General features: G+C 42.8%; 19 protein-coding genes and 12 tRNA genes. 30 read left to right on the top strand and 1 reads right to left on the bottom strand.

What is annotated here, in order from left to right:
- Positions 1–21 precede the first annotated feature (21 nt).
- The 18 genes from B7723_RS00410 to B7723_RS00325 all read left to right on the top strand — a co-directional run bounded on the left by B7723_RS00410 (position 22) and on the right by B7723_RS00325 (position 8,395).
- A tRNA-Val gene (locus B7723_RS00410) sits at positions 22–94 on the top strand.
- Positions 95–99: 5 nt separating this feature from the next.
- Positions 100–170, top strand: a tRNA-Gly gene (locus B7723_RS00405).
- 35 nt (positions 171–205) lie between these two features.
- Positions 206–279, top strand: a tRNA-Ile gene (locus B7723_RS00400).
- A gap of 11 nt (positions 280–290) precedes the next feature.
- Positions 291–362 (top strand) — tRNA-Glu (locus B7723_RS00395).
- Positions 363–368: 6 nt separating this feature from the next.
- Positions 369–458 (top strand) — tRNA-Ser (locus B7723_RS00390).
- Between the two features lie 11 nt (positions 459–469).
- Positions 470–543: transfer RNA gene (locus tag B7723_RS00385), tRNA-Met, on the top strand.
- A gap of 3 nt (positions 544–546) precedes the next feature.
- Positions 547–619 (top strand) — tRNA-Phe (locus B7723_RS00380).
- 17 nt (positions 620–636) lie between these two features.
- A tRNA-Tyr gene (locus B7723_RS00375) sits at positions 637–717 on the top strand.
- 11 nt (positions 718–728) lie between these two features.
- A tRNA-Trp gene (locus B7723_RS00370) sits at positions 729–799 on the top strand.
- Positions 800–813: 14 nt separating this feature from the next.
- Positions 814–886 (top strand) — tRNA-His (locus B7723_RS00365).
- Positions 887–899: 13 nt separating this feature from the next.
- A tRNA-Gln gene (locus B7723_RS00360) sits at positions 900–971 on the top strand.
- A gap of 9 nt (positions 972–980) precedes the next feature.
- Positions 981–1,064: transfer RNA gene (locus B7723_RS00355), tRNA-Leu, on the top strand.
- Between the two features lie 181 nt (positions 1,065–1,245).
- Positions 1,246–2,523: a gamma-glutamylcysteine synthetase gene (locus tag B7723_RS00350; RefSeq protein WP_084848889.1), complete on the top strand. Its 1,278-nt coding sequence runs from the start codon at positions 1,246–1,248 to the stop codon at positions 2,521–2,523.
- A 74-nt stretch (positions 2,524–2,597) separates the two neighbouring features.
- The gene (gene thrC / locus B7723_RS00345) at positions 2,598–4,082 is read left to right on the top strand and encodes a threonine synthase (RefSeq protein WP_084848888.1); all 1,485 of its coding nucleotides are present in this window, start codon (positions 2,598–2,600) and stop codon (positions 4,080–4,082) included.
- A gap of 60 nt (positions 4,083–4,142) precedes the next feature.
- On the top strand, positions 4,143–5,423 hold the full coding sequence (locus tag B7723_RS00340) for an MATE family efflux transporter (protein WP_084848887.1): 1,281 nt from the start codon (positions 4,143–4,145) through the stop codon (positions 5,421–5,423).
- 3 nt (positions 5,424–5,426) lie between these two features.
- A complete protein-coding gene (locus B7723_RS00335; protein ID WP_084848886.1) occupies positions 5,427–6,050 on the top strand; it encodes an HAD family hydrolase in 624 nt (207 codons plus the stop codon).
- 162 nt (positions 6,051–6,212) lie between these two features.
- A complete protein-coding gene (locus tag B7723_RS00330; RefSeq protein ID WP_084848885.1) occupies positions 6,213–7,385 on the top strand; it encodes a LysM peptidoglycan-binding domain-containing protein in 1,173 nt (390 codons plus the stop codon).
- A 140-nt stretch (positions 7,386–7,525) separates the two neighbouring features.
- Entirely contained in the window at positions 7,526–8,395 is an 870-nt protein-coding gene (locus B7723_RS00325; RefSeq protein WP_000982055.1) for a DUF2262 domain-containing protein, read from the top strand.
- Positions 8,396–8,536: 141 nt separating this feature from the next.
- Here B7723_RS00325 and B7723_RS00320 read toward each other — a convergent pair whose 3' ends face one another.
- The gene (locus tag B7723_RS00320; protein WP_084848884.1) at positions 8,537–9,394 is read right to left on the bottom strand and encodes a DUF975 family protein; all 858 of its coding nucleotides are present in this window, start codon (positions 9,392–9,394) and stop codon (positions 8,537–8,539) included.
- A gap of 116 nt (positions 9,395–9,510) precedes the next feature.
- On the opposite strand from B7723_RS00320, the gene tgt reads away from it, so the two are divergent.
- The 12 genes from tgt (at position 9,511) to B7723_RS00260 (ending at position 18,808) form a co-directional block, all read left to right on the top strand.
- Positions 9,511–10,653, top strand: coding sequence for a tRNA guanosine(34) transglycosylase Tgt (gene tgt / locus B7723_RS00315; protein WP_084848883.1), 1,143 nt, complete (start codon positions 9,511–9,513; stop codon positions 10,651–10,653).
- Positions 10,654–10,786: 133 nt separating this feature from the next.
- A complete protein-coding gene (locus B7723_RS00310; RefSeq protein ID WP_084848882.1) occupies positions 10,787–12,604 on the top strand; it encodes an acyltransferase family protein in 1,818 nt (605 codons plus the stop codon).
- Between the two features lie 140 nt (positions 12,605–12,744).
- The gene (gene nagA, locus B7723_RS00305; RefSeq protein WP_001134441.1) at positions 12,745–13,896 is read left to right on the top strand and encodes an N-acetylglucosamine-6-phosphate deacetylase; all 1,152 of its coding nucleotides are present in this window, start codon (positions 12,745–12,747) and stop codon (positions 13,894–13,896) included.
- A 153-nt stretch (positions 13,897–14,049) separates the two neighbouring features.
- Positions 14,050–14,415 carry a DUF1033 family protein gene (locus tag B7723_RS00300; protein WP_084848881.1) on the top strand — a complete coding sequence of 122 codons (366 nt, stop codon included), beginning with the start codon at positions 14,050–14,052 and terminating at the stop codon, positions 14,413–14,415.
- Positions 14,416–14,477: 62 nt separating this feature from the next.
- Positions 14,478–15,419, top strand: coding sequence for a competence type IV pilus ATPase ComGA (gene comGA, locus B7723_RS00295; protein WP_084848880.1), 942 nt, complete (start codon positions 14,478–14,480; stop codon positions 15,417–15,419).
- A complete protein-coding gene (gene comGB, locus B7723_RS00290) occupies positions 15,367–16,383 on the top strand; it encodes a competence type IV pilus assembly protein ComGB (RefSeq protein ID WP_084848879.1) in 1,017 nt (338 codons plus the stop codon). Before comGA ends, comGB begins: the two co-directional genes overlap by 53 nt.
- A gap of 1 nt (position 16,384) precedes the next feature.
- Entirely contained in the window at positions 16,385–16,708 is a 324-nt protein-coding gene (gene comGC, locus B7723_RS00285) for a competence type IV pilus major pilin ComGC (protein ID WP_061416676.1), read from the top strand.
- A complete protein-coding gene (gene comGD / locus B7723_RS00280) occupies positions 16,671–17,105 on the top strand; it encodes a competence type IV pilus minor pilin ComGD (RefSeq protein WP_070696776.1) in 435 nt (144 codons plus the stop codon). Before comGC ends, comGD begins: the two co-directional genes overlap by 38 nt.
- Entirely contained in the window at positions 17,068–17,370 is a 303-nt protein-coding gene (gene comGE / locus B7723_RS00275; protein WP_161976024.1) for a competence type IV pilus minor pilin ComGE, read from the top strand. The genes comGD and comGE overlap by 38 nt, the downstream gene beginning before the upstream one ends.
- Complete coding sequence (gene comGF / locus B7723_RS00270) at positions 17,333–17,794, top strand: competence type IV pilus minor pilin ComGF (RefSeq protein WP_084848877.1); 462 nt, start codon at positions 17,333–17,335, stop codon at positions 17,792–17,794. Before comGE ends, comGF begins: the two co-directional genes overlap by 38 nt.
- On the top strand, positions 17,772–18,185 hold the full coding sequence (gene comGG / locus B7723_RS00265; RefSeq protein WP_061588016.1) for a competence type IV pilus minor pilin ComGG: 414 nt from the start codon (positions 17,772–17,774) through the stop codon (positions 18,183–18,185). The genes comGF and comGG overlap by 23 nt, the downstream gene beginning before the upstream one ends.
- Positions 18,186–18,217: 32 nt before the next feature.
- A complete protein-coding gene (locus B7723_RS00260; protein ID WP_142357984.1) occupies positions 18,218–18,808 on the top strand; it encodes a class I SAM-dependent methyltransferase in 591 nt (196 codons plus the stop codon).
- The last annotated feature ends 12 nt before the right edge of the window (positions 18,809–18,820 follow it).

Here is an 18,820-nt window from a genome sequence, read left to right as displayed (position 1 = left end):
AAGTTTAGAGACTTCCTTTTTGGGAGTTTAGCTCAGCTGGGAGAGCATCTGCCTTACAAGCAGAGGGTCAGCGGTTCGATCCCGTTAACTCCCATTTTAGCGGGTGTAGTTTAGTGGTAAAACTACAGCCTTCCAAGCTGTTGTCGCGAGTTCGATTCTCGTCACCCGCTTTGAACTTTGTTCAATTACCAAGTTTTTTAAACTTGGGCGCGTAGCTCAGGTGGTTAGAGCGCACGCCTGATAAGCGTGAGGTCGGTGGTTCGAGTCCACTCGTGCCCATTTATAAATATGGTCCGTTGGTCAAGGGGTTAAGACACCGCCTTTTCACGGCGGTAACACGGGTTCGAATCCCGTACGGACTATTTATTGGAGGATTACCCAAGTCCGGCTGAAGGGAACGGTCTTGAAAACCGTCAGGCGTGTAAAAGCGTGCGTGGGTTCGAATCCCACATCCTCCTTTTTATATTAACGCGGGATGGAGCAGCTCGGTAGCTCGTCGGGCTCATAACCCGAAGGTCGTAGGTTCAAATCCTGCTCCCGCAATTTGGCTCGGTAGCTCAGTTGGTAGAGCAATGGATTGAAGCTCCATGTGTCGGCGGTTCGATTCCGTCTCGCGCCATATTTTATTTATACCTTGGAAGGGTAGCGAAGAGGCTAAACGCGGCGGACTGTAAATCCGCTCCTTCGGGTTCGGGGGTTCGAATCCCTCCCCTTCCATTACTTTAGTTACGGGCATAGTTTAAAGGTAGAACTAAGGTCTCCAAAACCTTCAGTGTGGGTTCAATTCCTACTGCCCGTGTTAATATGATTATGGCGGGTGTGGTGAAGTGGTTAACACACCAGATTGTGGCTCTGGCATGCGTGGGTTCGATCCCCATCACTCGCCTATTTTATATTATTGGGGTATAGCCAAGCGGTAAGGCAAGGGACTTTGACTCCCTCATGCGTTGGTTCGAATCCAGCTACCCCAGTTACTATTTGCCGGCGTGGCGGAATTGGCAGACGCGCTGGACTCAAAATCCAGTGTCCGCAAGGACGTGCCGGTTCGACCCCGGCCGCCGGTATAGTATGAAAGACAAGGTTTATGGACCTTGTTTTTTATTTCCTACTAAATTCTATCTATTTTAAGCTGTGATAGCTGGTCAAAAATTATTTTTGAGGATCATTCTAAGCTTTTTTGATTGAATTTTTGGTATAATATTACTTATTCACAATTTATTTTGATTATGAAAGTGTTGGTGTTTGATGTCTCGTTCTGTTGACTTGCTTAAGAAGCGCTACTTAGAAAATATAAAAGAGAAGCCGGATTTATTCGTGGGAATTGAGTTAGAATATCCTATTGTAAATTTAGAGGGTAAAGCTACAGATACTGAAGTTGTAAAGTCTCTCTTTCGGTATTTACCTTCCGTTCTGGGTTTTACTATCGAAAAAGTAGATGACTTTGGAAATCCAATTCAGTTACTTGATCCAGTTAGCCAAGATACTATCTTATTCGAAGTCTCCTATACAACTATCGAGTTTGCCTTTGGTAGGGCGGAAACTATCCAAGAGGTTGAAGAGCGTTTTAGAGACTACATGGATTTGATTCAGAAAAAACTTGCAGAAGCAAATCATGCCGTAGTTGGCTCGGGAATCCATCCATACTGGGAAAAGAATGAGAATCAACCGGTTGCTTATGCACGCTATCAAATGTTAATGAACTATTTGAAGTTGAGTAGAACTGTTCTAGGATCGGGCTTACACGATTACCCGCAATATGGTGCTTTTATCTGTGGAAGCCAAGTTCAATTGGATGTTTCAAAGTCTAACTATTTGCGTGTTCTCAACGCATTTACTCAGATCGAAGCTGCAAAAGCTTATTTGTTTGCCAATTCTGAGTTTTCAGGGGAAGATTGGGATACTAAGATTTCAAGGGATATTTTTTGGGAAGAGTCCATGCACGGGATTTATCCTGAAAATGTAGGTGTCAATGCCAGACTCTTCAAAGATGAGAATGATTTTTTTGATTATCTAGATCATTCTGCAATTTTTACCGCGGAACGTGATGGCGAAACCTATTATTTTTATCCCATTCGAGCAAAAGATTACTTAGGGACTCCGGAAATTCACGCCTTCGCACTTGATGGAAAAGAGATTCTTCTTTATCCTCAGGAGGAAGATTTCCAAACTCATCGTAGTTACCAGTACCAAGACTTAACGACTCGAGGGACTATTGAATTTCGTAGTGTGTGTACGCAACCTCTAGATAGAACTTTTGCTTCTGCTGCCTTTCATTTGGGCTTGTTGGTTCATTTAGACAAGCTTGAAGCTTACTTGCGAACTGCTCCATTTTTTACCACAGCTGGTCGTGATTACAAGTCTTTAAGGCGACAATTTTCTAAGAAAAAACTTACAGATGAAGAAGAAGCTGCGGTTCTCGAGTTTTCTAAAGATTTACTCACCCTTGCTGAGGAGGGGCTGGAGAAAAGAGATAAGCAAGAAATGGTTTATTTAGATCCTTTGAAGAAAGAATTGGGATTATAATTTCTCTTATAAAGGGAGAATTTTCTGAAAAATCATGATATAATGGAATGGACTATAGATAAAGGATAGAGATTATGACATTAGTTTATCAATCAACGCGTGATGCGAATAATAGAGTAACTGCTAGCCAAGCTATTTTGCAAGGTTTGGCGACGGATGGTGGTCTGTTTACACCACTTACTTATCCAAAGGTGGATTTGGACTTTGACACATTAAAAGATGCTTCTTACCAAGAAGTGGCTAAATTAGTTTTATCAGCCTTTTTAGATGACTTTACGGCTGAGGAGTTGGACTACTGTATCAACAATGCCTACGATAGCAAGTTTGATACTCCAGCTATTGCGCCATTGGTGAAACTAAATGGGCAGTACAACTTGGAACTTTTCCACGGATCAACCATTGCCTTTAAGGATATGGCCTTGTCTATCTTGCCATACTTTATGACTACAGCCGCTAAAAAGCATGGTTTAGAGAACAAGATTGTCATTTTGACAGCGACATCTGGTGATACCGGAAAAGCAGCTATGGCAGGTTTTGCAGATGTCCCTGGTACGGAGATTATCGTTTTTTATCCAAAGGATGGTGTCAGCAAGGTACAAGAGTTACAAATGACCACTCAAACTGGAGACAATACCCATGTTGTAGCCATTGATGGAAACTTTGACGATGCGCAAACAAACGTGAAGCACATGTTTAATGATGTGGAACTTCGTGAAAAATTGCTTGCTAATAAGCTACAGTTTTCATCAGCTAACTCTATGAACATTGGTCGTTTGGTACCTCAGGTCGTTTATTATGTCTATGCCTACGCTCAGTTGGTTAAGACTGGTGAGATTGTGGCTGGTGAAAAAGTCAACTTCACAGTACCAACAGGAAACTTTGGAAATATCTTGGCTGCCTTTTATGCTAAACAAATTGGTCTGCCAGTTGGCAAATTGATCTGTGCTTCAAATGATAACAATGTCTTGACAGATTTCTTTAAAACCCGTGTCTATGACAAGAAACGTGAGTTTAAAGTAACAACTAGTCCATCTATGGATATCCTTGTATCTTCAAACTTGGAGCGTTTGATTTTCCATCTTTTGGGGAATGATGCGGTTAAGACAACTGAACTCATGAATGCCTTGAGTACACAAGGACAATATGAATTGACAGACTTTGATACAGCGATCCTGGAACTCTTTGTAGCTGAATATGCGACTGAGAAAGAAACTGCGGCAGAAATCAAGCGTGTTTATCAAACAGATGCCTACATCGAGGATCCACATACGGCGGTTGCCTCAGCTGTTTATAGAAAATACCAAGTGGCTACTGGCGATGCGACTAAGACAGTGATTGCTTCAACAGCTAGTCCATACAAGTTTCCAGTGGTTGCAGTAGAAGCGGTAACTGGGAAGGTTGGCTTGACTGACTTTGAAGCTTTGGCTCAATTACATGACATTTCAGGAGTGGCAGTGCCACCAGCGGTTGATGGCCTTGAAACAGCTCCAGTTCGTCATAAAACAACAGTGGCAGCTGCTGACATGCAAGCAGCGGTTGAGGCTTATCTAGGACTTTAAGACAGAGGGAGTAAACTCGGTTGGGAAACCAACTGAGTTTCTTTTCATCAGGAGGAAGGATTGTTTAAGAAAAATAGAGACATTCTTAATATTGCATTGCCAGCTATGGGTGAAAACTTTTTGCAGATGCTCATGGGAATGGTGGACAGTTACTTGGTCGCTCACTTGGGCTTAATCGCTATTTCGGGTGTTTCAGTTGCTGGCAATATTATCACCATTTACCAGGCGATTTTTATCGCTCTGGGAGCTGCTATTTCCAGCGTTATTTCAAAAAGTTTGGGGCAGAAAGATCAGTCGAAGCTAGCTTATCATGTGACTGAAGCACTGAAGATTACCTTACTACTAAGTTTGCTTTTAGGGGCCTTATCCATCTTTGCTGGGCAAGAGATGATAGGGCTCTTGGGAACTGAGCAGGATGTGGCCGAGAGTGGTGGACTCTACCTATCTTTGGTAGGCGGATCGATTGTTCTCTTGGGCTTGATGACGAGTCTAGGTGCCTTGATTCGTGCAACGCATAATCCGCGTCTGCCTCTCTATGTTAGTCTTTTATCCAATGCCTTGAATATTATTTTTTCAAGTCTAGCTATTTTTGTCCTTGATATGGGCATAGCGGGTGTTGCTTGGGGGACTATCTTGTCTCGCTTAGTCGGTCTTGTGATTTTGTGGTCACAATTAAAGCTGCCTTTTGAGAAACCGACTTTTGGTTTAGATAAGGAACTATTGACTTTGGCTTTGCCAGCGGCAGGAGAACGTCTCATGATGCGAGCTGGAGATGTCGTCATCATTGCCTTAGTTGTATCTTTTGGAACGGAGGCAGTAGCTGGAAATGCAGTCGGAGAAGTCTTGACCCAGTTTAACTATATGCCTGCCTTTGGCGTCGCTACGGCAACAGTCATGCAGGTAGCTCGAGCAGTTGGAGAGGATAACTGGGAAAGAGTAGATGATTTGAGCAAGCAAACCTTTTGGCTTTCCCTGCTTCTCATGTTGCCCTTAACTCTCAGTATCTATGCCTTGGGGACACCATTGACTCATCTCTATACGACCGATCCTGTAGCGGTTGAAGCGAGCGTTTTGGTGGCACTGTTCTCTCTACTAGGAACCCCCATGGCGACAGGGACAGTTATATATACGGCAGTTTGGCAGGGATTGGGAAATGCTCGCCTCCCCTTTTATGCGACAAGTATTGGGATGTGGTGTATCCGTATAGGGACAGCCTATCTTATGGGTATTGTTCTTGGTTGGGGGTTGCCTGGTATTTGGGCTGGAACGTTATTGGACAATGGTTTTCGATGGTTATTTCTACGCTACCGTTACCAAAGTTATATGAGCTTGAAAGGATAGGAAATGAAAAAAACAGCTTTTATTTGGGATTTAGATGGAACCTTATTGGACTCTTACGAAGCGATTTTGTCAGGGATTGAGGAAACCTTTGGTCAGTTTTCTATTCCTTATGACAAGGAGAAAGTGAGAGAGTTTATCCTCAAGTTTTCGGTGCAAGATTTACTGGAGCAGGTGGCAGAAGAGCGAAAACTGGATGTGGAAGTGCTCAATCAGGTGCGTGCCCAGAGTTTGGCTGAGAAGAATGCCCAGATAGTTTTGATGCCAGGTGCGCGTGAAGTGTTGACTTGGGCAGATGAAGCAGGGATTATGCAGTTTGTTTATACCCATAAAGGAGACAATGCCTTTACCATTCTAAGAGACTTGGGTTTGGAATGTTATTTCACAGAAATTTTAACTAATCAGAGTGGTTTTGCACGCAAGCCCAGTCCAGAAGCGGCGACATATCTGCTAGACAAATATGAGTTGGATCCTAGGACTACCTATTATCTAGGGGACCGGACTTTGGATGTGAAATTTGCCCAGAATAGTGGCCTTCAAAGCATTAACTTTTTAGAGTCAACTTATGAAGGGAATCAGAGGATTCAAGCATTGGCAGATATTCCCTACATTTTTGAGGATGAGCAATAAAAAGATTGTGTCAGTTTTATGACAGAAGGCTAACAAACTATTTCAACTGATCTAGTTTGTTACAAGGAATAGACAGTTCTGTTAAATAGGCCCGAGAGGGCTTTTTTTCTGTTTTTTTTGTGTTATGATAGACAGGTACTCATTTGAAAGGAATATGAACGAATGAAGAAAAGAATTATTTTAGCCTCAACAGTAGCCCTGTCTCTTGCTCCCACATTAGGAGCTAAAGCTCAAGAAATCTCTTGGACAGCACGTAGCGTTGAGCAAATCCAAAATGATGTGACGAAAAACGAGAACAAAAACAGCTATACAGTTCAGTATGGTGATACCCTGAGCACGATTGCAGAAGCTTTGGGAGTAGATGTAACCGTTCTTGCTAATTTGAACAAAATCACTAATATGGACTTGATTTTCCCAGATACTGTCCTCACTACAACTGTCAATGAGGAAGAAGAGGTGACGGAAGTTGAAATCCAAACTCCTCAAGCGGATTCTAGTGAAGAAGTGACGACTGCGACAGCTGATTTGACGACGAATCAAGTGACAGTTGATGAACAAACAGTTCAAGTAGAAGATCTTTCTCAACCAATTGAGGATGCTCCAACTGTAACAGAGACTGAAAAAGCAACAGAAGTAGCGCCAAATTCAGAAGTTTCTGAGACAGCGACAGTTGCTGAAGAGACACCATCTACAGAAACACCTGTAGCAGCAGAAACAACTAGTCCAGTTGAAGAAGAAGCTCCTCAAGCAGCGACTCCAGCTACTGAAGAAACGGCAGCAACAACTCCAGCAGAAGCACCAGTAGCAGCTGCTCCAGCAACTGAAACACCTGCTGATACAACAGGAACAAGTGCAACAGAAGAAGCAGCATCAACAGCAACTTCTGACACTGCAACTTCGACTTATCAAGCAGAGCAAAGCCAAACTCCTTCAAGAACGTATGCTGCTCCAGCGGCTCCTGACTATGCAGGACTTGCTGTAGCTAAGTCTGAGAATGCTGGTCTTCGACCACAAACAGCGGCCTTTAAAGAAGAAGTAGCCAACTTGTTTGGAATTACATCTTTTAGTGGCTACCGTCCTGGTGACAGTGGGGACCATGGTAAAGGTTTGGCCATCGACTTTATGGTTCCAGTGAGTTCAGCACTCGGAGATCAAATTGCAGAATATGCAGTCAAAAATATGGCTAGCCGTGGTATCAACTATATCATCTGGAAACAACGTTTCTACGCTCCATATGATAGTAAATATGGACCAGCCTACACGTGGAATCCAATGCCAGACCGTGGTAGCGTAACCGAAAACCACTATGATCACGTTCACGTATCAATGAACTAATAGAAAAAGAAGCTGAAAACTCATAAGGTTGAGGCTTCTTTTTGTTGTTCTAAGTCAAAATGTTTTCAAAGTTATGCTATAATCAAACTGAAGTTGACTGAAAATCAAGTATTTTTATTTTAGTAGAAGGTGAGAACACTATGATGAATAGTTTGAAAAAAACATTTGAGAAAACCATTGATGACTTTGAAAAAGAATTTTGTGGTGAAGTCGTTGAACTCTTGATTATCACTTTACAAAATGTGGGAGGTGCGACTGTTTTAAAGAATGGATGGAAGTTGCCTTCGGTTCATTTTGTAGCAAGTGTGAATGTGGGGACAAAGGAGTTCTCGGAAATAGAGGGACGTTTGGAGTGGTTGGTGAGTCCAGAGGAATATGAAGAAAAGGGCTTGCTCTATAGCTATAGTTTCGAGCCCTATCAGATTCATCACATCAAATGTCAGAAAAGACCACAAAGGCAATTAGAACCTTATATGGCAGCAGTAGCGAATAACTGTTATCGTCTGCTGGAATACATTGAAGATGGGCAGTCGGATAGTAGATTAGAAGCTCTGATTGCAGAATATGTTAAACCAGTCGTCATCAAAGATTCTATAGGCGAATTCACTTTAAATAGAGCTTATTCATGGTTTGAGGGAAGTATGGATCTTGCGGGAAGCAGGGTTAGCGTGATGTTGGATGCAAATGAAGATGCCAGCTTACCACCAAAATCATTTGGCTACTTGAAAACATTTGTCAGGGATATTGACCGAAGAGACTCTGAAATCCGAGACGTTATAGTAAAAGAGATGTGGGAAACAGCAGAGGACTGGCTAGCTTCAGACGGAGATGCCGAAGTATTAACAGAGGACTATTTTTATAATTCCTTGTATCTGGGGGAACTGTCTATCAGCGAAGCGGGGGATTTGACTCTTTATTATGGAGATAAAGAGGATATTTTTGCTGGGCATGCGGTAGAAGTCAGGGCAGATATTGAAGGAAATATAGAAAATGTGACCTTGGTAGGGTAAATGGACAGCATGTGATTATTTCTTTATTGTGAATAAGCAACTTAGTCCTGTTACAGGAGTTTCTCCATTATATTTTAAAAATAACTGAAATCAGCACCTTCTTTAGAAAGTGCTGATTTTTTTGAGATAATAGTAGAAAGTTTATACTTTTCGGCGTTTGAGAGCGAGCAAAGTTCGATAGAAAATGATTTGGCTGCTCTGGATATAGGGAAGGATTGAAAAGCTAGCAATTCCAAAGGTGAGCCAGTTGAGGAAGTACCAAGGAAGTAGTTGTAAGTCGAGGACAAAGCGCTGGAATTTGTAACCTTTCACCAAGAAACGACTGGTTTTCAGGATTTGACTGGGTTTAGCCTGCCCTAAATCTAGAGTATCGCAGAGGAGGAATTCTACCTGTGAGTAGGCATAATGTTGCGGTACGTAGAGGATATTCCCTACAATCATCAAGATGAGACTCGCGAAAAAGTAGAGTCCAAAGGTCATAAGGAATTGCTCTGTTTCAAGGGATGAGAGGTCTAATTTTGGAAATTCAGGATGTAGGGCAACAAATCTTCTAGCCAAGAGATTGCTATAAAAAAGGAAATAAACGCCTACTAAGTTTGGGATGCTCCATAAAAAGAGGTAGAAACGTTTGAGGAGCAGAGTGAGGAAGGTTTGCGAGAAGCGCTCTTCAGCAAAGAGGGCCAGGCTTGATTTTACTGAGAGTTCCGTATCAGGATCCTTGAGGAGTCGGAGTGTCGCAAAGGCAGCACCTGCTAGAAAAATCGTGCTCATAAAAGAAACCACTAATGGGAAGAGATAGACTTGGAGTACTTGTGCCAGCATGCTGAAAAAGGATTGCTCTAAAACACTGTCTTGGAGACGAGCCAAGGGGTTGAGAAAGCCTGACAAGATGACCAGCATACTAGGAAGGAGATAGACCAGAAGGAGGCGGGGATTTTCAGCCTGAAATTGCCTAGCCTGCAGACGAATAGTTTTTAAATCAATTTTTGGGTATTTCATTCTCTCATTATACCATAGTTCGTGACAGTTCCAGCTTTTTTTGATAAAATCATACAGTATGCCTTTGGGCGCAAAGTATGAACTGGGACTGTTTTTCCCAGCTTCGGAGGTAAAAAATGTCAGATTCACCAATCAAATACCGTTTGATTAAGAAAGAGAAACACACAGGAGCTCGTCTGGGAGAAATCATCACTCCGCACGGTACCTTCCCGACACCTATGTTTATGCCAGTTGGGACCCAAGCCACGGTCAAGACTCAATCACCAGAGGAGTTGAAGGAGATGGGTTCAGGGATTATCCTGTCAAACACCTATCACTTGTGGCTCCGTCCAGGAGACGAACTCATCGCACGCGCAGGCGGTCTCCACAAGTTCATGAATTGGGACCAGCCAATCTTGACGGATAGTGGTGGTTTTCAGGTTTATTCCCTAGCGGATAGTCGAAATATCACAGAAGAAGGAGTAACCTTTAAAAACCATCTCAATGGTTCTAAGATGTTCCTATCGCCAGAAAAAGCCATCTCCATTCAGAATAATCTAGGCTCAGACATCATGATGTCCTTTGACGAATGTCCTCAGTTTTACCAACCCTATGATTACGTTAAGAAATCAATTGAACGCACCAGCCGTTGGGCTGAGCGTGGTTTGAAGGCTCATCGTCGTCCGCACGACCAAGGCTTGTTTGGGATTGTGCAGGGAGCGGGATTTGAAGACCTTCGTCGCCAATCAGCGCATGATCTTGTTAGCATGGACTTCCCTGGCTACTCTATCGGTGGTTTGGCTGTGGGAGAAACGCATGAGGAAATGAATGCCGTCTTGGACTTCACAACTCAACTTCTCCCAGAAAACAACCCTCGCTATTTGATGGGTGTGGGAGCGCCAGATAGCTTGATTGATGGGGTTATTCGTGGAGTAGATATGTTTGACTGTGTCTTGCCGACTCGTATCGCTCGTAATGGAACTTGTATGACCAGTCAAGGTCGTTTGGTTGTCAAAAATGCCCAGTTTGCTGAGGACTTTACGCCACTGGATCCTGAGTGCGATTGCTACACATGTAAGAACTACACACGCGCTTATCTTCGCCACCTGCTCAAGGCTGATGAAACCTTTGGCATCCGCTTGACTAGCTACCACAACCTTTACTTCTTGCTCAACCTCATGAAGCAGGTTCGACAAGCCATCATGGACGATAATCTCTTGGAATTCCGCGAGTATTTTGTAGAAAAATATGGCTACAACAAGTCAGGGCGCAATTTCTAAAGTGTAAAAATAGAATGCCAAAATCCTAAGTTTTCTCTTAGGATTTTTCCTATTTTTTTGATAGAATAGGGAGTATAATGGAATGGAAATTAGGTGGTGTTTTGCTTCCTAATTTAATGGAGAATAGACTCGTATGCGTATTAAATGGTTTTCCTTAATTAGGATTACAGGTTTACTTTTGGTACTTTTGTACCACTTCTTTCAAACAATCTTTCCTGGAGGATTCTTTGGGGTAGATGTCTTTTTCACTTTTTCAGGATTTTTGATCACTTCCCTCCTTTTAGAAGAATTTGGGAAGGCACGCCAGATTGATTTGCTGGGCTTTTTTAAGAGACGGTTTTATCGTATCGTGCCACCTGTGGTGCTGATGGTTTTGGTGACCATGCCTTTTACTTTCTTGGTTCGTCAAGACTATGTTGCTGGAATTGGTGGCCAGATAGCTGGAGTTCTTGGTTTTATGACCAACTTCTACGAAATGTTAACAGGGGGAAGTTATGAATCCCAGTTCATTCCGCATCTCTTTGTTCATAACTGGAGTCTAGCTGTTGAGGTTCACTACTATATCCTTTGGGGCTTAGCGGTTTGGTTCTTATCGAAACGTTCAAAATCTAGTAGTCAATTGAGAGGGATGGTCTTTCTTCTTTCTGCTGGAGCTTTTATCATTAGCTTTTTCTCCATGTTTATTGGTAGTCTAATGGCAAGTTCCTATTCATCTGTCTACTTTTCAAGTTTGACCCATGTCTATCCCTTCTTTTTAGGAAGTATTTTGGCGACAGTTGTGGGAGTTCGTCAGACGACCGATTTGGTCAAGCAATTTGATCGAATGTGGGATCTTCGTCAGAATCTACTGGTATTTGCTGCGGGGCTTTTGGTTCTAGTGCTCTTGACTTTCTTTGTCAAGTTCACCTACCTGTTTGCGTACTTATTTGGCTTCTTGCTAGCAAGTTTAGCGGCAGTGACCATGATTTTTGCTGCGCGTGTCTTGCATGAGAAAACGCCTGAGATACAAGAACCTCGGATCATTACATTTTTAGCGGATACCAGCTACGCGGTTTATCTCTTCCACTGGCCTTTTTATATTATCTTTTCTCAGTTGATGGGTAATCTGCCTGCTGTTATTCTGACGATCATCTTTTCTTATTTCTTTGCTATCCTATCCTTCTATATTATTGAGCCATTGATTGCCGGTAAATCCAATCCTTTAATACGGAAGATTAGTCGATTGCCTCATATTAAACCAATTAGTGCTGGTGCTGCTGGCATTCTTACCTTGATTACCTTGATTATCATAGCTGTGGCTCCTCAAGTTGGAGCTTTTGAGACAGACTTGATGGTCAATGGTTTCAAACAAGCCCAGACCAATATAGGACAAACAAAGACTCTTGCTGAACAAGCTGAACTGAGTCGTCTAGGAATTTCTGAGGGAATAAGCCTAATAGGAGATTCGGTAGCCTTGCGTGCCAATACAGCTTTACAAGAGGCACTTCCTGAAGCAAACATCAATGCCCAAGTTAGTCGAACGACCAAGCAAGCCAATGACATCATGCTCAATAACAGTCAGAACAAGGCGCTGCTAAAAACAGTTGTCATTGCAACGGGGGTCAACAATCCTGAAGGCTATAAGAATGATTTGGACAGCATCGTTAACAATCTACCGAAAGGACACCATCTGATACTGGTGACACCTTATGAGGGAGACAAGAGCAAGGACACTTATGCACCAGTGGAGCAGTATGCGGCTTATGCGAGAGAATTAGCTGAAAAGAATCCTTACGTGAGCATCGCTGACTGGAATAAGGTCGCTAAGGAACACCCTGAAATCTGGGCTGGAACCGACCAAGTCCACTTTGGGAATGATAGCAACATGATTGAAGAAGGTGCTAAACTCTATGCAGAGACGATTGCAGCTGCTGTTAAGGCTGCTCAAGAACTGCCTGTAAAATCAAAATAAAATTAAAGAGTTGGAGAAATCCAGCTCTTTTAAAATATCTCTAGAAAATAGGTCTATACCATTTACAAATGAAAAAGAAAGGTTTATAATGTAATTGACATAATAAATTCTAGAATCAATCTATCAAGGAGGTTATCATTATGCCTAATTATATTAAAGCGGATCAGTTTTTCTACCCACACGGAGTTCGTCGTGGCGGTTACTTGGAACTTGTGGATGGCAAGTTTGGCAAACATGTAGAACAGATTCCTGAAGGAGCTGAGGTGATTGACTATACAGGTTATAGCATTGCCCCAGGACTTGTGGATACCCATATTCATGGATTTGGTGGTGTCGATGTCATGGACAATAACATCGAAGGGACCCTTCATACCATGAGTGAAGGTCTACTTAGCACGGGTGTTACCAGCTTCTTGCCAACGACGTTGACTTCCTCTTACGAGCAGTTGCTTGCAGTAACTGAAAATATCGGTGCTCGTTACCAGGAAGCAAGTGGAGCCAAGATTCGTGGGATCTATTTTGAAGGGCCTTATTTCACAGAGAAATACAAGGGAGCTCAAAACCCTGCCTATATGAAAGACCCCCGTATGGATGAGTTTCGTGCTTGGCAAAAAGCAGCCAATGGCTTGCTCAATAAAATCGCTCTTGCGCCAGAACGCGAAGGTGTAGAAGACTTTGTTCGTACGATTACGGGCGAAGGAGTGACTGTTGCTCTGGGACATTCCAATGCGACTTTTGATGAAGCTAAAAAAGCAGTAGATGCTGGAGCGAGTGTTTGGGTACATGCCTACAACGGAATGCGTGGGTTGACTCACCGTGAGCTCGGTATGGTGGGAGCCATGTATGAATTGCCACATACCTATGCAGAGTTGATCTGTGACGGTCACCACGTAGATCCAAAGGCCTGTGACATTTTGCTCAAGCAAAAGGGAACTGAAAATATTGCCCTTATCACAGACTGTATGACAGCTGGTGGTTTGGACGACGGTGACTACATGTTGGGAGAATTCCCGGTAGTAGTTGCTAATGGAACTGCTCGCCTCAAATCTACAGGCAATTTGGCAGGTTCAATCCTCAAACTCAAAGATGGTTTGAAAAATGTGGTCGAATGGGGCATTGCGAATCCGCATGAAGCCGTCATGATGGCTAGCCTCAACCCAGCAAAATCTGTTCACATCGATGATGTCTGTGGTCAAATCCGTGAAGGTTATGACGCTGACTTTATCGTACTGGATAAAGATTTGGAATTGGTAGCAACCTACCTAGATGGTGTGAAACGTTATCAAGCCTAAGAAGATAAAAAATAGGGGTCGATAAAGGACTCCTATTTTTATGATAGGCTGAAAAGGTATTTAAAGAAGTCTTCCTGATGGGAAAGGCAAGCAAAATCCTTTCATTGTTCTAGAAAATTCGTTATAATATACGGTACAAAGGAAGTAGTGAAAATGTATCGTGTTATAGAAATGTATGGGGACTTTGAACCGTGGTGGTTCATAGAAGGTTGGGAAGAAGATGTCATCATGAGTCAATCTTTTGACAAGTACTATGATGCTCTAAAATATTATAAATCATGCTGGTTTGAGCTGGAAAAGAAGAATACTCTTTATAAGAGTCGGAGCGATTTGATGACTATTTTTTGGGATCCTGCTGATCAGCGCTGGTGTGATGAGTGTGATGAGTATTTGCAACAGTACCATTCTTTGGCACTTTTGCAGGATGAGCAAGTCATCCCCGATGAAAAGCTACGTCCAGGCTACGAAAAACAAACAGGCCAAGAAAAGCACCGTTCTTGTCGCATGAAATGGAGATAAAAAAGTAACTTTTTAAGTTGCTTTTTTTATTTTTTTGCGAATAGTTAGATAAGGAGGGCGATATGGTACAAGAAATTGCACAGAAAATTATTGCTACTGCGAAAGAAAAGAAGGCCCAGGATATCTATTTTATCCCCAAGGAAAAGTCCTACGAGCTTCACATGCGGGTTGGAGACGAACGGTGTCTAGTTGACTCCTATGAGTTTGATGTTTTAGCTGCTGTGATTAGTCATTTTAAATTTGTGGCGGGTATGAACGTAGGAGAGAAGAGGCGTAGTCAGCTGGGGTCTTGCGACTATCAGCATGGGGAGAAGAAGTCTTCTCTGCGTTTGTCTACCGTGGGAGATTATCGGGGATATGAGAGTTTGGTCATTCGTTTGTTGCACGATGAGGAACAGGACCTGCATTTCTGGTTTCAGGATATGAACGAACTGGGTGAGCAGTACAGGCAACGGGGGCTCTACCTTTTTGCGGGTCCAGTTGGAAGTGGCAAGACGACCTTGATGCACGAATTAGCCAAGTCTCTGTTTAAAGGACAGCAGGTTATGTCCATTGAAGATCCTGTCGAGATCAAGCAGGACGACATGCTCCAGTTGCAGTTGAATGAGGCGATTGGATTGACCTATGAAAATCTGATCAAACTGTCTCTCCGGCATCGTCCTGACCTCTTGATTATCGGAGAAATTCGTGACAGCGAGACGGCGCGTGCAGTGGTCAGAGCCAGTTTGACAGGGGCGACAGTCTTTTCAACCATTCATGCCAAGAGTATCCGAGGTGTTTATGAACGCCTTCTGGAGTTGGGTGTGACGGAGGAGGAACTAGCAGTTGTCCTGCAAGGCGTCTGCTACCAGAGATTAATCGGGGGAGGAGGAATCGTTGACTTTGCAAACAAGGACTTTCAAGAGCACCAGCCAACTAGCTGGAATGAACAGATTGAGCAGCTTCTTAAAGATGGACATATCACAAGTCTTCAGGCTGAAACGGAAAAAATTAGCTACAGCTAAGCAGAAGAAAATCATCACCCTGTTTAACAATCTTTTCTCCAGTGGCTTTCATTTGGTGGAAATTACTTCTTTCTTGGGCAGAAGTGCCCTGCTGGAAAAGGACTATGTAGCCCAGATGCACCAAGGCTTGTCTCAGGGGAAATCCTTCTCAGAAATGATGGAAAGTTTGGGCTTTTCAAGTGCTATTGTGACTCAATTATCTCTAGCTGAAGTTCATGGAAATCTCCATCTGAGTCTGGGGAAGATAGAAGAATATCTGGATAATTTGTCCAAGGTCAAGAAGAAGTTAATTGAAGTAGCGACTTATCCCCTGATTTTGCTGGGATTTCTCCTGCTAATCATGTTGGGGCTCAGGAATTATTTGCTCCCCCAACTGGACAGTAGCAATATCGCCACTCAAATCATCGGCAATCTGCCGCAAATTTTTCTGGGACTAGCGCTGGTTTGCTCTCTATCTTTACTTTTAGCTCTCACTTTCTACAAAAGAAGTTCCAAAATGCGCGTCTTTTCGATGTTGGCACGGGTTCCCTTTCTAGGAATCTTTATCCAGACTTATTTGACGGCTTATTACGCTCGTGAATGGGGCAATATGATTTCACAGGGAATGGAGCTGACGCAGATTTTTCAGATCATGCAGGAACAAGGTTCCCAGCTCTTTAAAGAAATCGGTCAAGATCTGGCTCAATCCCTGCAAAATGGCCGCGAATTTTCTCAAACCATAGCGACCTATCCTTTCTTTAAAAAGGAGTTGAGTCTCATCATCGAGTATGGAGAAGTCAAGTCCAAGCTGGGGAGTGAGTTGGAAATCTATGCTGAAAAAACTTGGGAAGCCTTTTTTACCCGAGTCAACCGCACCATGAATCTGGTACAGCCACTGGTTTTTATCTTTGTGGCCATGATTATCGTTTTACTTTATGCGGCAATGCTCATGCCCATGTATCAAAATATGGAGGTAAATTTTTAAAATGAAAAAACTCATGACAAATTTAAAAAAAGCCAAGGCGAAAGCTTTCACTTTGGTAGAAATGTTAGTCGTCTTGCTAATCATCAGCGTACTCCTCTTGCTCTTTGTGCCCAATTTGACCAAGCAAAAGGATGCCGTAGATGACAAAGGAAAAGCTGCTGTTGTCAAGGTCGTGGAAAGCCAGGCAGAACTCTATCGTTTGGATAAAAATGATGACGCCAGTCTCAGCAAATTACAAGCGGACGGTCGTATCACAGCTGAGCAAGCCAAAGCTTATAAAGACTACCATGCAAAACAAAAAACAAGTCAAACTGTTGCAGATTAAGGCCTTTACTATGCTGGAAAGTCTCTTAGTTTTGGGACTTGTGAGTATCCTTGCTTTGGGCTTGTCTGGTTCTGTTCAATCCAGTTTTGCAGCGGTAGAAGAGCAGATTTTCTTTATGGAGTTTGAAGAACTCTACCGGGAAACGCAAAAACGCAGCGTAGCTAGTCAGCAAAAGACAAGTTTAAGCTTAGACGGACGGACCATTAGCAATGGCAGTCAAAACTTGACCGTTCCTAAAGGAATTCAGGCACCCTCAGGACAAAGCATTATATTTGACCGAGCTGGGGGCAATTCGTCCCTGGCTAAGGTTGAATTTCAAACCAGCAAAGGAGCGATTCGCTATCAATTATATCTAGGAAATGGAAAAATTAAACGCATTAAGGAAACAAAAAATTAAGGCAGTGATTTTACTGGAAGCGGTAGTTGCTCTAGCCGTTTTTGCCAGCATTGCGACCCTTCTTTTGGGACAAATCCAGAAAAATAGGCAGGAAGAGGCAGAAATCTTGCAAAAGGAAGAAGTCTTGCGTGTAGCTAAGATGGCTCTGCAAACAGGGCAAAATCAGGTAAACATAAATGGAGTTGAGATTCAGGTATTTGCTAGTGAAAAAGGAGTGGAGGTCTACCATGGTTCAGAGAAGTTACTCGACCTTAAAGAGCAGTAAGGTAAGAGCGTTTACTCTCTTAGAATCACTGATTGCCCTTATCGTCATTAGCGGAGGCTTGCTCCTTTTTCAAGCTATGGGTCAGCTTCTCATTTCAGAAGTTCGTTACCAGCAGCAAAGCGAGCAAAAGGAGTGGCTCTTGTTTGTGGATCAACTGGAGGCAGAGTTAGAGCGTTCACAGTTTGAAAAGGTAGAAGGCAATCGCCTCTATATGAAACAGGATGGTAAGGATATCTCTATAGGGAAATCTAAATCGGATGATTTTCGGAAGACCGATACCAGCGGACGGGGCTACCAACCTATGGTTTATGGACTCAAATCAGCTCAAATTACAGAGGGAAATCAACTGGTTCGCTTCCGTTTCCAGTTTCAAAAAGGCTTAGAAAGGGAGTTCATCTATCGTGTGGAAAAAGCAAAAAGTTAAGGCAGGAGTTCTCTTATATGCAGTTACCATGGCAGCTATTTTTAGCCTTTTGTTGCAGTTTTATTTGAACCGGCAAGTCGCCCATCACAAAGACTATACCCTAAACAAAGAGAAGTTGGCAGCTTTTGCCATGGCCAAGCGAAGTAAAGATAAGGCTGAGCAAGAAAGTGGGGAACGAGTCTTCAACTTAGGAAAAGTCAGGTATCACAATACGAAAACAGGTTTTGCAACAAGTGTTCGTATGAATAAGGGAGACTATGAATTTCTCTTTCCTCCGATGGAAACCCAAGAAAAGAAAACAGCTAAAAAGGAAGAGGTAGCGACTGATTCAAGCAATCAAGCAGGGAAGAAAAAATCAGAAGAAAAGCCTGAAAAGAAAGATAATTCCTAGTCAATTCAACTACTTTGTGCTAAACTAAAAACATGAAACACGATTTTAATCACAAAGCAGAAACCTTTGATTCCCCTAAAAATATCTTCCTTGCAAACTTGGTTTGTCAAGCAGTTGAAGCACAGATTGATTTTCTATCAGACAAGGCAATACTGGACTTTGGTGGTGGGACGGGTCTATTAGCTTTGCCCCTGGCTCAGCAGGCTAAGTCTGTCACTCTTGTAGACATCTCTGAGAGAATGCTGGAGCAAGCTCGTTTGAAAGCAGAGCAACAAGACATCAAGAATATCCAGTTTTTGGAGCAGGATTTACTAGTAAATCCCTTGGAGCAGCAATTTGACCTGATTGTTGTCAGTCGGGTTCTTCATCATATGTCTGATCTAGATGCAACTCTTGCCATGTTTTACCATTACCTTAGGGAGAATGGACAAGTTCTCATCGCTGATTTTGTCAAGACAGATACCAACCATCATGGTTTTGATTTAGCTGAACTGGAAAATAAGTTAATTCAGCAGGGTTTTTCATCTGTGCATAGTCAGATTCTCTATAGTGCTGAAGGTCTTTTCCTAGGAAATTACGCAGAGCTCTTTTTAACAGTAGCCCAAAAATCACTCGCTGACTAAAGCAGTGATTTT

The sequence above is a fragment of the Streptococcus oralis subsp. oralis genome (assembly GCF_002096435.1).
In the GTDB taxonomy this organism is placed as follows: domain Bacteria; phylum Bacillota; class Bacilli; order Lactobacillales; family Streptococcaceae; genus Streptococcus; species Streptococcus oralis_AA.
Note: the sequence above shows the minus strand (reverse complement) of the source record. Positions and strands in the feature narration are given on the sequence as shown.

What these genes read in the sequence shown, in the direction of transcription:
- B7723_RS00325 (WP_000982055.1), top strand. Translation starts at nt 7,526, where the DNA reads ATGATGAATAGTTTGAAAAAAACATTTGAGAAAACCATTGATGACTTT.
- B7723_RS00350 (WP_084848889.1), top strand. Translation starts at nt 1,246, where the DNA reads ATGTCTCGTTCTGTTGACTTGCTTAAGAAGCGCTACTTAGAAAATATA.
- B7723_RS00260 (WP_142357984.1), top strand. Translation starts at nt 18,218, where the DNA reads ATGAAACACGATTTTAATCACAAAGCAGAAACCTTTGATTCCCCTAAA.
- comGA (WP_084848880.1), top strand. Translation starts at nt 14,478, where the DNA reads ATGGTACAAGAAATTGCACAGAAAATTATTGCTACTGCGAAAGAAAAG.
- B7723_RS00335 (WP_084848886.1), top strand. Translation starts at nt 5,427, where the DNA reads ATGAAAAAAACAGCTTTTATTTGGGATTTAGATGGAACCTTATTGGAC.
- comGE (WP_161976024.1), top strand. Translation starts at nt 17,068, where the DNA reads ATGGAAAAATTAAACGCATTAAGGAAACAAAAAATTAAGGCAGTGATT.
- comGB (WP_084848879.1), top strand. Translation starts at nt 15,367, where the DNA reads ATGGACATATCACAAGTCTTCAGGCTGAAACGGAAAAAATTAGCTACA.
- B7723_RS00310 (WP_084848882.1), top strand. Translation starts at nt 10,787, where the DNA reads ATGCGTATTAAATGGTTTTCCTTAATTAGGATTACAGGTTTACTTTTG.
- comGC (WP_061416676.1), top strand. Translation starts at nt 16,385, where the DNA reads ATGAAAAAACTCATGACAAATTTAAAAAAAGCCAAGGCGAAAGCTTTC.
- comGF (WP_084848877.1), top strand. Translation starts at nt 17,333, where the DNA reads ATGGTTCAGAGAAGTTACTCGACCTTAAAGAGCAGTAAGGTAAGAGCG.
- thrC (WP_084848888.1), top strand. Translation starts at nt 2,598, where the DNA reads ATGACATTAGTTTATCAATCAACGCGTGATGCGAATAATAGAGTAACT.
- B7723_RS00320 (WP_084848884.1), bottom strand. Translation starts at nt 9,394, where the DNA reads ATGAAATACCCAAAAATTGATTTAAAAACTATTCGTCTGCAGGCTAGG.
- tgt (WP_084848883.1), top strand. Translation starts at nt 9,511, where the DNA reads ATGTCAGATTCACCAATCAAATACCGTTTGATTAAGAAAGAGAAACAC.
- nagA (WP_001134441.1), top strand. Translation starts at nt 12,745, where the DNA reads ATGCCTAATTATATTAAAGCGGATCAGTTTTTCTACCCACACGGAGTT.
- comGD (WP_070696776.1), top strand. Translation starts at nt 16,671, where the DNA reads ATGCAAAACAAAAAACAAGTCAAACTGTTGCAGATTAAGGCCTTTACT.
- B7723_RS00330 (WP_084848885.1), top strand. Translation starts at nt 6,213, where the DNA reads ATGAAGAAAAGAATTATTTTAGCCTCAACAGTAGCCCTGTCTCTTGCT.
- B7723_RS00300 (WP_084848881.1), top strand. Translation starts at nt 14,050, where the DNA reads ATGTATCGTGTTATAGAAATGTATGGGGACTTTGAACCGTGGTGGTTC.